Raw genomic sequence first — 13,162 nt, 5'->3', positions numbered from 1 at the left:
ATGGTCAGTTGGCTTTCGGTTCGACCGGGTTGGTGCGCTGCGCCTCCTCCTCGGCCGCTCCGGCCGCGATCACGGAGTCGACCAGTGCACGCACGTCGGCCTCCGTGGTCCTCGGGTTGAGGGTGGTGAACTTCAGCCGGATCCCGCCTGGTCCGCCGGTCAGGTCGGTGCGGCCGATGACCGCGGTGCCGCTGCGCAGGAGTCGGCGGCGCAGGCCGGCGTTGATCCGGTCCGAGTTCGCCGGATCGTCCTGGGTCGGCCGGTAGCGGAAGACCACTGTGGACAGGGTCGGTTCGGCGACGAGTTCCAGCCGTGGCTCGGCCTGAACGCGGTCGGCGGCGTACCGGGCACGGTCGCAACAGGTCTCGACCAGGGCGCCGAGCCCGGAGCGTCCCAGCGCCCGCAGGGTCACCGCGATCTTGAACACGTCGCCGCGGCGGGTGGTGAGCAGCGAGCGGCCGAGGTGGCTGGTGTAGCCGGCGTCCTCGTCATCCTCCGGATTGAGGTAGGCCGCCCGGACCGCCAGCGGGTCGAAGGTCTCCGCCCGCCTGGCGAGGAACACCCCCGCGCCGACCGACTGCCAGCCGAACTTGTGCAGGTCGAGCGAGAGGCTGTCGACGCTGTGGATGTGGTCCAGCAGGCCGGACAGCCGGTCGGAGAACAGCACGCCACCGCCGTACGCGGCGTCCACGTGGACGGACGCGCCGTGGGCGCGGGCGATCGGCACGATCTCGCGCAGCGGGTCTATCGAGCCGAAGTCTGTGGTGCCCGCGGTGGCGACCACGAGGAGGGGCACGTCTCCGGCGGCCGCGCTCCGGTTCATCGCCGCGCGCAGCGCCTGGGGATCCATCCGGTAGCGCTCGTCCACGTCGACCGGCACCACGGCGGAGGCGCCGAGGCCGAGCAGGGCGGCGTTTCGCTGGATGGAGAAGTGGGCCACCCGTGAGGTGAAGATCCTCAGCCGCCCGCTGCCTGGACCGAGAGCGCTCGCCGCACCCGCGTACCGCGGCCGCACCGCGTCGCGCGCCAGCAGCAGTCCCATGAAGTTGGACTCGGTGCCGCCCGAGGTGACGACGCCGGCCGCGGCGGTGGGGTCGAAGCCGACCAACTCGGCCAGGGCGGCCATGATCTCGCCTTCGAGCACGATCCCGGCCGGCGTCTGGTCCCAGGAGGCCAGGTCGGCGTTGAGAGCCGTGGCCGCCACGTCGGCGGCGACCGAGAGGGCCAACGGCGGGCAGAGCAGGTGCGCCGACCAGGCGGGGTCGGCCAGGTCGGCGGCGCCCCGCGCGAACATCCGGGCCATCGGTCCGAGTACGCCCGGCCCGGCCCCCTCGTCCGGCAGCACCTCGCCGAGCGTGCTCCGCACCTCGCGCCTCAACTCGGACGGATCGCCGGGCGGCAGGGGTCCGCCGCGTGCGGCGCCGCCGTCGACCAGCGCGGTCAGCACGATGTCGAGGAGCCTGCGCAACTCGGCCGGTCCGTCCGGCCCGCCGGCCAGCTGCGGTCCGGAGTACCGTTCGGGTGTGGTCGGCCGTGCGGCCCGTTCAACCAGCTCGGTCATGGGAATCCTGCCTTTGCTCTGCTGACTTCGTTCTTCTGGCGGTCAGTGGACGGTTCGGTCGTCGGTCGAAATCCTTGAGTCACGTGACCGGCGCAGATCACGTGTGATGTTGACGCGCTTCAGCCAGCGGTCGCGGCCGTCGTAATTGGCGGTGAACGGCTGCCGTCCGTGGACGGCCCGAAAATTGTCGACGAACAATAGGTCGCCGGGTTCCAGGACGACGTCGTTCAACTGCTGGTCCAGAGCTGTCAGGAGATGATCGAGCGCTGCCATGGCGTCGAGGTCGTCGGTTCGTTCCACCTCGGCGGAATCGAGCCTGAGATAGGGCGAGGCCGGATCGCCGAAGAGAACGGCGACTTTCTGCGGATGGCTCAGCATCCGCTCGATGCGGGCGTGGCCGCGTGCCATCGCCTCGGAGTGCCTCGGACTCGTCGGCCGGTTCGGGGTGCCGTTCTTCGGCAGGTGGGCCTCGTCCGGACGGAGGACGAACCGCGGCTCGAAGAGGATCCCCGCGGTCTCCCGGTCGAGTTCGACGTCCGCGATGCACGCCACCGTGGTCTCGGCCCGCTGAGGGTTGCGCAGGCACATCAGTCCGACATAGTCGGCCCGATAGGGGTGGAACGCGTCCTCCGTGTGCCACAACAGGGTCGAACTGCTCGCGGAGTTGATCTGCAGCCCTTCGTGTCCCGGGATCGGAACGACCTCGTGCACCAGTCGGCCCGCCTGCTGGCTCGCCCAGCCGAACACGTCACCGAGCAGCGAGGAGCACAGGACGAGGAAGAACTCCTCGCGGAGGGTCGGGCCGGGCCGACCGGCGGTGTCGGCCCAGTGGCGGGGCGTCTCGCCGATCCGGTCGTCATGCACCGGGAACCCGGAGATCCGGCACGCGCCGGCCGGCTCGGTCAGCCGGAACCGGTTGAGTGAGGTGCGGAGCGTTTCCGGAAGGCGCTGTGCGAAGACCGTGGATTCCTTGAGGAATTCGGCGTCGTCGGCTGACGGGTACCGCCCTGCGATGGTCGACACGAGTTCATCGACCGCCTCGATATCGGATCGGCTGAGCTGGATGTGGAACATTTCTGGAATCCCCCTTCGGAGATGGGAGCTTGTGTGCGCGAAGGGATTCGTAAGCCATGGGCTTTTCGGCGGCACCGGTATTCGACACACATCACGGGAGCAGATGCGGCGGGTTTCAATCCCCCACCCGAATGTGATGCGCGTCACGCCGTGGAATCTGCGGAGCGCGTCGCCCTCTGTTGCGGGGTGGGCGGCGGACGGAGAGGGCACCGGTCACGCGCAGGGCCTCCGTGCGGTCCAGCCGCTCCCGCCGGCTGGGCCGCCTCGCGGCCGGGCAGGCTTGGACGTCGAACGGCGTGCTGTCAGGCGTGAGCGCGGCGGGCAGGCGACTGTCGAGAGGCATGACCGACTCCGGCGCCGGGTCGCTCAGTCGGCGTTGTGCAGGGCAGCCATCAGGGCCAGCTGGTCGCGGTCGCGGACCGTGCTCAGCTGGTCGTGGGTCCGGTCGCCGTAGGCCTCGCGTACCTGGGCGTTCAGGGTGGCGATGGTGGCCTCGTCGAAGGACGGCGCGCCGAGCAGCTGCCACAGCAGCTCCATACCGGGGCCGAGGTGCTTCAGGAAGTGCTCCAGGCCGCCGGGGCCGCCGCCGAGGTTGAAGGTGAGGAACGGGCCACCGGCCGCCCAGCGCGGGCCGATCGAGCTGGTGACGATGGTGTCCAGGTCCTTGAGGCTGACGACCCCGGTGGTGACCAGGTGGACGGCCTCGCGGAACAGCGCGGACTGCAGGCGGTTGGCGACGAAGCCTGGAATCTCCCGACGCAGGATCAGCGGCTGCTTGCCGACCTGGCGGTAGAACGCGGCGGCGTCCTCCAGGGTGCCGGCCTCGGTCCGCTCGCCGGGCACGATCTCGACCAGCGGGATCAGGTGCGGCGGGTTGAACGGGTGGCCGACCGCGACTCGGCCGGGCGCGGCCATCCGCGCGGTGAAGTCGGTGGCGCGGATGCCGGAGGTGGAGGAGAGCAGAAGGGTGCCGGGGCGGGTGGCCGCCCCGAGCCGGGCGAACAGCTCCTGCTTGAGGTCCAGGTCGTCCGGGCCGCTCTCCTGGACCACGTCGGCGTCGGCCACGGCCTTCTCCAACTCCGGCTCGAAGACGAGTCGTGCGGTGAAGTCCTCGGTCGGCAGGCCGAGCGCGGCCAGCGTCGGGGTGAATGCGACGAGTTGGGCGGTGACGTACTCCTCCAGGTCCGGGCGCGGGTCGCTGACCGTGACGTGCAGGCCGTGGGCGAGGAAGAGGGCGGTCCAGGAGGCGCCGATGGTGCCGGCGCCGACGACGGCGACGCGGGAGTAGGTTTCCGAGGTGCTCATGAGACTGCCTTTCGCGGCGGGGAGGGAGAGTGCGGGCGGGGAAGCCGTCGGCCCGCTTCACGGGTGATCGCGGTGCCCGGTTCAGTCGCGTTCGGACCGGGTTCCGCCGCTGTCGAGGGAGGCACCGCCCCGAGCAGCCCTGGAGAGGCGGTCGAGGGCGGGTGGCTTCCGTGAGCGGGGTGTGATGCGGGTCACGCGCGTTGATCGGGGAGAGGTTGAGGAGTTCACCGGCGCGGTCCGTCAAGGGGGTCGGACGGCTGGCGGAGAAACGGGCAGCCGGTGGAACCATCTGGGGAATCGACATGATCCGAGCACGCACCGCGATACTCTCGGCCGCCCTGGCCACGGGGCTGGCGGCATTGACGGGTTGCTCTCCGAGCGGCACGGAGGCGGAGCCCAAGCCCTCCGAGAGCACGACGGCGTCCTCGCCCGTCAGTTATGTGCCCGGCACGGCACAGGAGCACAACGCGCCTGCCGACACCGGGGACTTCGCCGCCGGTGGGACGAACACTCAGGCCGCGATGAAGTGGGTGCAGCTCAGCGTGGGCGCGGCTGGTCCGCTCAATCCGGTCGTCCGCAACGCCGCCGGGTTCACGCTGTACCGGTTCGACAAGGACACGGCGAAGCCGTCGAAGTCCACCTGCAATGACGCCTGTGCCACGACGTGGCCGCCGGTCCTGGTCCAGCCCGGCTCGCGGATCTTCCTGGACGGCGTGGCCCAGGCCGACGTGGGTGTCCTCAAGCGCGACGACGGAACGCTCCAGGCGACCATCGGCGGCTGGCCGGTCTACCGGTTCAGCAAGGACACCGCCCCGGGGCAGGACAACGGCCAAGGCGTGGGCGGCACTTGGTTTGCCGTGACACCGGAGGGCGGCAAGGCCGGCCAGTCCCAGCAGGGTACGGACGCCGGTACCGGCCTGGACTACAAGAACGGCACCGCGAAGGAGAACAATGCGCCGCCGAACACCGGCGACCAGTACTCGGGACCGCGCAACAGCCCGGAGGCGATGAAGTGGGTGCAACTGACGGCGGGTTCGGCCGGCGGCCTGACCCCGATCGTGCACGACGGCGCCGGGTTCACGCTGTACCGGTTCGACAAGGACACGGCGAAGCCGTCGAAGTCCACCTGCAATGACGCCTGTGCCACGACGTGGCCGCCGGTCCTGGTCCAGCCCGGCTCGCGGATCTTCGTCGCCGGTGTGCCGACCTCGGAGATCGGCATCGTGACCCGGGCCGACGGCACGCGTCAGGTCACCGTCGGCGGCTGGCCGGTGTACCGCTTCAGCAAGGACACCGCCCCGGGGCAGACGAACGGTGAGGGAGTGGGCGGCACCTGGTTCGCAGTGTCACCGCACGGCGGGAGGGTGCTGCGCCCGGCCGCCGGGAGCGGTGCACCCATCGCGTCCGCCGCGTCCGCCGCGTCCGCCGCGCCGACGGCCTCGGCCACCGCCACCGCGCCGAGCGCACCCGCTTCGCCGAGCGCGTCCGTCGCCGCGCCGGGCACAACCGGGACCCCGGTGGCCCCCGGCAGCGGGGTGGTCACGATCGACACCGGCGTCAAGTTCAGCGAGCCGAACGGTTCGGAGGCCGTCAGCGGTCCCGGCTGCAAGAACGTCCAGAAGGGGAGCCAGGCCGCCTCGCTGGACCTCAGCGGCGGGCCGGTCAAGATCTGGACGGGCCCCGACTGCACCGGCACCTCGGCGGTGGTGACCGCCGGCATCCCGGATCTCACTGTGATCGGCTTCGACATGAAGATCGCCTCCATCCGCTTCGGGGACTGAGCGGTCCCGAGCACCCGGGCCCCGGCGGGCCGATCGAGCGGGACCCCGGCAACGGGCCTGGTGGCCCGGCCGGGGTCCCGCTCGGCTTTGCGGGGACCGATCGCCGGGCGGCACTGATCCCCGGCGGGCAGAAGGCCGGCGAGGTCCGATCTCCGACGTGAGCGCACCGAAGCCCGTCGGTTCTCCCCGAGAACCGACGGGCGCTCCGCCTGGGCACGGGCCGAGCGGCAGTGGGCGAACGCGGACGACCGCCCGGCGTGGTGCCGGGCGGTCGGTGCAGGGGAGTCGTGGGCCGGTCAGGAGACGTGGATGACGATCTTCCCCTTGGCGCGCTTCGAGGCGCTGTGGCGCAGGGCGTCGGCGGTCTCGTCGAGGCTGTACGCACGGTCGATGAAGGGCCGGACCGTGCCGGCGTCGACGAGGCGCGCGAGCGTCTCCAACTGCTCGCCGCTGGGGTGCATGAAGAACGGCTCGACCCGGATGCCGTGGCGCTCGGCCGCCTCCTGTGCTGCGGGGACCCACACGGTGGAGACCAGGACGCCGCCGGGCTTCAGCACGCCGTAGGAGCGCTCCTGCACCTCACCGCCCAGGGTGTCCAGCACCACGTCGAAGTCGCCGTCGACGTCCTCGAACCTCTCGGTCCGGTAGTCCACGACCTGGTGGGCGCCGTGCTCACGGGCCTGTGCCGCGCCGTCGGCGGACACTGTGGTGGTGATGTGCGCTCCCAGATGCCGCGCCAGCTGGATGGCGATGGAGCCCACTCCGCCCGAGCCGGCGTGGATCAGCACCTTCTGGCCCTGGCTCAGGCCCGCGCGTTCCACCAGGCCCTGCCAGGCGGTCAGGGCGACCAGCGGGAGCGACGCGGCGGCGTCGAAGCCGATGGTCGCGGGCTTCAACGCGACGAGGTCCTGATCGACCGCGACGTAGTCGGCGAACGCCCCGGAGGTGGCCGGGTCGACCCGGGTGTAGACCTCGTCGCCGACCTTGAACCGGGTCACCGCCGTGCCCTTCCCGACGACGACCCCGGCCGCGTCGTTGCCCAGCGTCAGGGGCAGCGCGACCGGGTGCACCGCCTGCAGGGCCCCGGTCGCCACGATGTGGTCGATCGGATTCACGCTCGCGCTACGGACCCGGATGACCACCTCGGTGGCGCGGATGGCCGGGTCCGGCCGGACGCCGACCCGCACGACGTCCTCAATGGCACCGAACGCCTCGATGTACGCTGCGCGCACGGTTCTCTCCTTCTGTTGGCGCGGTTTCCGACGCAGCGTCTTACGCGCGGCTCGGATGCAGGGTTCAACGTGCGGTGCTGGGGAGTTCCGGGAACCGGCCGTCGCGCCACTTGTGTTCGGACCCCGCCGTCTGCTGTGTACTGCACGGTCCGGAGGTGGCCGTCCGGGCCGAGTGCACCGCTTCCTGACGGGTTCCGGTCGGCACGCTGGGACAGATGAATCACGACCGAGCCGGACCTCGCCTCGCGGGCCCGGCTCGCGGTCCGGGTGGTCCGCCGGGACTGGCTGACCACGTGGTCCGGTGGGTACGTGCCGGGATGTGGGAGGGTCGTCCTCCAGCGGAGAATGAGGTCCGGGAAACCGGATCGCACCTGACGACCGATGGCGCGCCGGACCGACCACCGTACCGCTGAGGAGTACCGCTTGGATGCCGTCTTCACCGCCTCGGGGCGCCGGCCTGGCAGCGCGGCCGACGTCGCCGCCCTGTTCGGTCGGGAGCACGAGACGGCCGGTCTGCGGGACCGGCTGACCCGGGCCCGGAACGGTGCCGGCGGAGGAGTGCTCGTGACCGGCGAGGCCGGCGCGGGGGTGACCGGTCTGGTGGAGCACTGCCTGGCCGGGCCGGTCCGGGCCGGCCTGCAGGTCTGGCGCGGCGAGGCGGACGAGCTCGGTCGGCGGCTGCCGCTGCTGCCTTTCCTGGAGTGCCGTACGTCGAGCGGCCAGGCGCTCTACCGCTCCAGCCCGGACCTGGCCGAGCTGGCCCGCAGCGCGGGAGGCGCGGTGTCGGTGGCCGCGACCAGCGGGCTGCTGCTGGAAGCGGTCGAGGAGCAGTGCGCCCAAGGGCCGCTCGTCCTGGTGATCGACCACGCGCAGTGGCTGGACGACGCCTCGGTCGCGCTCTGGCGCCGGCTGGCCCGGGCGGCCGTGGACCTGCCGCTGCTACTGCTGGCGTGCGTGCGGTACGGGCAGTGGTCCCGGCCGGTGGAGTCCCTGGTGGTGGCGGGCCGGCTGGACGACGACGTGATCGAACTCGGCCCGCTCGCGCCGGACGCCACCCTGGCGCTGGCCCGTCACCGGCTGGGTGCCCCCTCCGGCGAGAGCCTCGTACGGCTGCTGTCGCAGGTCGGCGGCAACCCCCGCTATCTGCTGGAACTCCTCGACGTGCTGGACCGGCAGGGCCTGCTGCGCCGCACCGACTGCGCGGTCGAGGTCGCCGAGGGCGCGGCCGAGCCGGCCTTCACCGAGCTGGCCGAACTTCGGCTCGCGGAGCTGTCGCCGGGCGCCGCGCAGGCCGTCCGGGAGGCGGCGCTGCTCGGGCAGCGTTTCCGGGTCCCGGACCTCGCGACCGTCACCGGGCAGCCGGCCACCGCCCTGCTGGCCGGCGTACGGGAGGCCGTCTCGACCGGGCTGCTGGCGGAGACCGGGACCGGTCTGGGCTTCTGTCACCCGGTGCTCTGGCGCGGCATCCGGGAAAGCGTCCCGGCGGTGCTTCGCTGGTCGATGCACGCCGACGCGGCGCACCGGCTGGCGGAGTCCGGCGCCGACGCCGTCCAGGTCGCCGAACACCTGGAGCAGGCCGGGCCGGTGCTGAGCCGGTGGGCCGTCGGCTGGGTCCGGCAGCAGGCGTCCGCGCTGGTCGAGCAGGCGCCGCAGCTCGCCGTACCGGTGCTTCGCGCGGCGGCCGGCGGGGAGAAGCTCGACGGCCGGGACAAGGCGTTGCAGGCCGCGCTGGCCCGGGCCATGCTGCGCACCCGGCGCTACACCCAGGCGCTGGAGCTGGCCCGGAACATCCTCGCCTCGACCGACGACCCGGTGCTGACCTCCGAGCTGGCCTGGGACCTCGCCCGCAGTCTCCACCTGGTCGGCGGCCACACCGAAGCGGGCCGCCTGTGCGAGGAGCAGCTCGCCAGGGAGGGCGTTCCGCTCGCACTGCGTGCCCGACTCGGGGCCTGCCTGGTCTACGCGCTGGTGGTGCTCGGTGAGCCCGTCCGGGCCCGGCTCGCCACGATCGAAGCCGCTGCCGAGGCTGCGGCGCGCGACTCCGGCGACCAGTGGGCGCTGGCCGGGCTGGCGCTGTGCCGGGCCGTCGCGGCCCGGGCGGGCGGTGCGGCCGAGCGTGCCCTGGCGCTGCTGGACGAGGCCGGCGACCTACTGGGTGGCATCGGGGACGGCCGGCCCGAGCTGCACGCGGTGGTGCTCTCCGAACTGGCCGACCTGCTGGGCGAGCTGGACCGGCGGCCCGACTCGGACGCAGCCCAGGCTCGCGCCAGGGCCTCGGCGGCCCGCTCACGCACCCATGACGGGCGGTGGACGGCGGTGGCAGGCTTCGCCCTCCACCTGCGCAACGGCGACTGGTCCCTCGGCGGGGACGAGCTCGCCGAGCTGTGCCGCCCGGACGAGCCGCAGCCGATGCTCAGCGCGCACTGCGCCTTTGCCGTCCAGCAGGCCGTCTGTGCCGAGCCGGAGGCCGCGGCCGAGCAGCTGCGCCGGGCCCAGCAGCTCGCCGGCGGCCGGGCCGTCGGCCGGGCCTCGACGCTGCTCCGGGTGGCAGAGGCGATGGCGGCCGAGCGCACGGGCGAACCCGACCGGGCACTGCGGGCGCTGGAGGGTGAGCTGACCGCAGGGCGTGTCCAGGGGGCGGCGTACCGGCTGATCTGGTGCCCCCGGGCGGTACGGCTCGCGCTCGACTGCGGCCATCGCGAACTCGCCGAGCGGTTCGTCGAGTTCGCCCGGCAGGCGGCGTCCGTACAGCCGGTGCCGCACCGGGCCCGGGTGCTGGCCTGGTGCGAGGCACTGCTCGCGGCGGACGCGACCGGGCTGGGCGCCGTCGCGAAGTACTTCCGGTCGGTGGAGCGGCGCACCCAACTGGCCTGGGTGCTGGAGGATCTGGCGGCAGCTGAGGCGGCCGCCGGACGGATGGCCGAGGCGCGGCCGGTCCTGGCCGAGGCACTGGAGCAGTACCGGGGGATGGGCGCCCTGGCCGAGGCCCGGCGGACGGAGCAGCGGCTGCGCGCGGCGGGCGTCGACGCGGTCGTCCGGCGCCGTGCCGGCCGCCGGCGGGCCGCGAGCGGCTGGGAGGCGCTGACGCCCGCCGAGCTGACGGTGGCCCGGCTGGTCGGCCAGGGGCTGTCCAACCCGGAGACCGCGGCCCGGCTGGGCGTCTCCGTGCGGACGGTGCAGACCCACGTGTCCAGCATCCTGGCGAAGCTCGGCGCCACCTCCCGGGTCGCCATCGCTCAGGAACTCGCCCGCCGGTCCGAGGATCCGGGCGCCGGCTGACTACCGGGCGTCGGCCGGGACGTGCAACGGGATCTCCACCCGCGAGCGCAGCTGGAGCTTGGCGAGGATCCGCGAGACGTGGGTCTGGACGGTCCGGCGCGGCAGGTTGAGCTCCGCCGCGATCTGCGGGTTCGACCTGGCCTGCGCGGCCAGCCGGGCGATCCGCTGCTCGGTGGCGGTCAGGGACTCCCAGCCGCGGTCGGGCTGCTGCGCCGGGGCGTCCGCGCCGCCCGGGATGCCGAGCCGGTGGCAGGCGGCGACCGCCTGGGCCGCGGCGGCCTCGGCCGCCTGGTGGTCGCCGGCGGCCGCGAACGCGCGCGCCGCGTCGTGCAGGGTCTGGGCGTGCTCCAACGGCCTTTCGGTGCGCTGGTAGTACGCCGCCACGTCGAGCAGGGCGGCCGCGTCGTCGGCGAGCATGGCTTCGCAGTGCGCGGCGGCCTGCTGCCAGTGCGTGACCGGGCGGGGCTCCGCCTGGGCCCGGCACAGCCGGGCGGCGTCGGCGGCGGTGGCCCGGTCTCCGGCGGCCAGCGCGAACCGCACCAGGTAGGGCAGCAGCTGGAAGCGCATCCGCTGACGGTCCATCAGTTCGGGGTGGTGGAACTCCAGCAGGGCGGCCACCGCCCGGCCGGGCTCCCCGGCCCGGTCCGCCGCCACCGCCCGCGCCAGCCTCGTCCACTGCCCGAAGTCGAGCAGGTAGCCCTCCTCCTGCGGCATGTCCGCGCACTTGTCGAGGTGCCGGCGCAGCGCCGCCTCGTCGCCGCGGTGGGCCGCGACCACGGCCAGCATCCCGTGCAGCGTGTAGAGCTGCCAGTTCTCGGCCGGGCTCTGCTCGGTCAGGTGCTCGGTGTCCGCCTGGATTTCGTCCCAGCGGCCTTGGTGGTAGCGGAGTTCGGCCAGGACCATGGTGGTGACGAACGGTGCGACGCCGCCGTTGGCGCCGATCAGGCGGTGCATCGAGTCGACGGTGTCGGCGAGATCGGCGGTGCGGTCGAGCTGGTGGAGCACACTGAGCCGGCCGCCCAGCGCGATGGTCAGCATGAACCGCTGCGACGGGTCACGGCGCAGCGCGTCGACGGCTTCGTCGTACCGGCGCAGCGCCAGGTGCGGGTCGGCCGATGCCGCGAACTGCGCGCTGTACCAGCCGCCGAGGCCGACGGCGAACCAGGCCTCGCAGGACCGGCCCAGCGAGATCGCCAGCTCGGCGTGGCGCTCCGCCGCCTCCTGGTGGCCCACGTTGTCCTCGGTCGTGCTGCGGACGGCGTGAAGCGCCGCGCGCCACTTCGGCGGGAGGTCGCTGCGGGCGAAGAGCCGGTCGGTGAGGTCGTTCGCCTCGGCGAACCGCGCCCCGCGCTGAAGGCAGACCGCGAGCTGGTAGCCGGCCTGGCCGATCATCTCGGGGTCGGTACCGGAGTCCAGCAGCCGCCGACAGTGCGCCTCCACCTCGTTGTGCCGCTGGAGCCGTTGCAGCGCCGTGAGGACCGCCAGGTGCACGGTGCCGCCGGGTGCCGCCGGATCGACCAGCGGCGACAGCAGCTCGACGGCGACCGCGGGAGTGCGGTTGACCAGCGCCTCGGTGTGCTCGTGCAGCCAGCCGTGGGCCCAACTGCCCTGCGGGGCGAAGGAGTCCGATCCGGCGGCGGCCTTGGTGAGCTGTTGCAGCACGCGGTCGAGCGGGGCGCCGGCCGCCTCCAGCCGCTCGGCCGCCCGGGTGTGCAGGGTGGCCCGCAGCTGGAGCGGGATCTCCTCGTACAGTTGCTCCTGGAGCAGCGGGTTGCGGAACGCGGTCACCGTGCCGTGCTGGGCGAGCAGGCCGACGGCCTGCGTCTCGGCGAACAGCGGGGCCAGCTCGCGGGCCGAGCCGTCCAGCACGGCCAGCGCCTGCTCGGTGCCGAACTCCGGGCCGAGCACGCTGAGGGTCTGCAGGAACTCGCGCTGCTCCGGGCTGAGATGGCTGATCCGGTTGCGGACCGCGCCGGCCAGGGTGGCGCCGACCAACTCCTTGGCGAGGTCGAGGGCCTGGCCGTCCACGGCCGACTGGAGCAGACCCTCCCGCCCGACGTGGGCGAGGAACTCGACCGCGCACAGCGGGCTGCCGCCCGTGCTGAGCAGCAGCTGGGAGAGCCTCGGGCCGGGGACGGCACCCAGCCGGTGGGCGGCGAGTGCGGCCAGCGCGGCCGGGTCGAGGGGGCTCAGACGCAGCGTCGGGCTCTGGCGCCTGGCGTGGCTGCGGCGCAGCACGTCCACGGCGGGGGAGCCGCCCAGGGTGCGCACCGCGCCGATCAGCAGCAGGGGCAGCTCGTCGGCACAGCGCGCGAGCCGCTGCCACCAGACGGCGGTGGTGTCGTCGGCCCACTGGAGGTCGTCGACCGTGAGCACCACCGGCCCGGCGGCGCAGGCGGTCTCCACCAGGTCGAGCAGCCGCTCGATCAGCGCGGGGATGGCGTCCTGGTTCGCTCCCGCGCCCAGGCGAAGCAACTGGCGGATCTCCGCATGGGCGTCGTCCTCGCTGCGGCGGTGTACGCCCAGCGCGTCGAGTACCGGCAGCAGCGGGAACCCGCTGGCGGCCTCGTCGCAGCAGCCGCGCAGCACCGTGCAGCCGGCCGCCAGCGCCTGCGCTTCCAGCGCTCCCACCAGCGAGGTCTTGCCGCTCCCGGGCTCGCCCTCGACCAGCACGGCCGCGCCGTAGCCCCGGCGGGTCTCGGACAGCAGGTCCGCCAGGCGGACCAACTCCGCGTCACGGCCGAACAGCGGCTCGTCGGTCGCCGTCATCGTCTTCTGCCCGCTGTCCGTCATCTGCCCGTTTCGCCCCCGCTGACCAGGAAAGGAGCCGATCAGCCGATCGCTCCCGATTCCGGTCAGGAGGCTACCCGATGGCCGGTCCGGACTCTCGGGCTGTGGTGTGGATCACGCTGAACCTGTGGGTCGCTCCG

The 13,162-nt window shown here is 73.2% G+C and carries 7 protein-coding genes; 2 read left to right on the top strand and 5 right to left on the bottom strand.

The genetic code is table 11. The annotated features are described in order from the left end of the window. Positions 1–4: 4 nt before the first annotated feature. From ABTY61_RS17070 to ABTY61_RS17060, 3 genes are all read right to left on the bottom strand, one after another. On the bottom strand, positions 5–1,561 hold the full coding sequence (locus ABTY61_RS17070; RefSeq protein ID WP_350505790.1) for a pyridoxal phosphate-dependent decarboxylase family protein: 1,557 nt from the start codon (positions 1,559–1,561) through the stop codon (positions 5–7). 42 nt (positions 1,562–1,603) lie between these two features. After that, the gene (gene gntD, locus ABTY61_RS17065; protein ID WP_350505789.1) at positions 1,604–2,635 is read right to left on the bottom strand and encodes a guanitoxin biosynthesis L-enduracididine beta-hydroxylase GntD; all 1,032 of its coding nucleotides are present in this window, start codon (positions 2,633–2,635) and stop codon (positions 1,604–1,606) included. 366 nt (positions 2,636–3,001) lie between these two features. Then, the gene (locus tag ABTY61_RS17060; protein WP_350505788.1) at positions 3,002–3,940 is read right to left on the bottom strand and encodes a 3-hydroxyacyl-CoA dehydrogenase NAD-binding domain-containing protein; all 939 of its coding nucleotides are present in this window, start codon (positions 3,938–3,940) and stop codon (positions 3,002–3,004) included. 302 nt (positions 3,941–4,242) lie between these two features. Between ABTY61_RS17060 and ABTY61_RS17055 the strand changes: the two genes are divergently transcribed. Continuing rightward, positions 4,243–5,721, top strand: coding sequence for a hypothetical protein (locus tag ABTY61_RS17055; protein ID WP_350505787.1), 1,479 nt, complete (start codon positions 4,243–4,245; stop codon positions 5,719–5,721). Positions 5,722–6,017: 296 nt separating this feature from the next. Here the strand turns inward: ABTY61_RS17055 and ABTY61_RS17050 are convergent, their stop codons facing one another. Next, a complete protein-coding gene (locus ABTY61_RS17050) occupies positions 6,018–6,953 on the bottom strand; it encodes an NADP-dependent oxidoreductase (RefSeq protein ID WP_350505786.1) in 936 nt (311 codons plus the stop codon). A gap of 423 nt (positions 6,954–7,376) precedes the next feature. On the opposite strand from ABTY61_RS17050, the gene ABTY61_RS17045 reads away from it, so the two are divergent. Beyond that, positions 7,377–10,232, top strand: coding sequence for a helix-turn-helix transcriptional regulator (locus tag ABTY61_RS17045; RefSeq protein WP_350505785.1), 2,856 nt, complete (start codon positions 7,377–7,379; stop codon positions 10,230–10,232). Here ABTY61_RS17045 and ABTY61_RS17040 read toward each other — a convergent pair whose 3' ends face one another. Next, a complete protein-coding gene (locus tag ABTY61_RS17040) occupies positions 10,233–13,025 on the bottom strand; it encodes an ATP-binding protein (protein ID WP_350505784.1) in 2,793 nt (930 codons plus the stop codon). Positions 13,026–13,162 lie beyond the last annotated feature (137 nt).

Source organism: Kitasatospora sp. NPDC096128, from assembly GCF_040303105.1.
Lineage (GTDB): Bacteria > Actinomycetota > Actinomycetes > Streptomycetales > Streptomycetaceae > Kitasatospora.
Note: the sequence above shows the minus strand (reverse complement) of the source record. Positions and strands in the feature narration are given on the sequence as shown.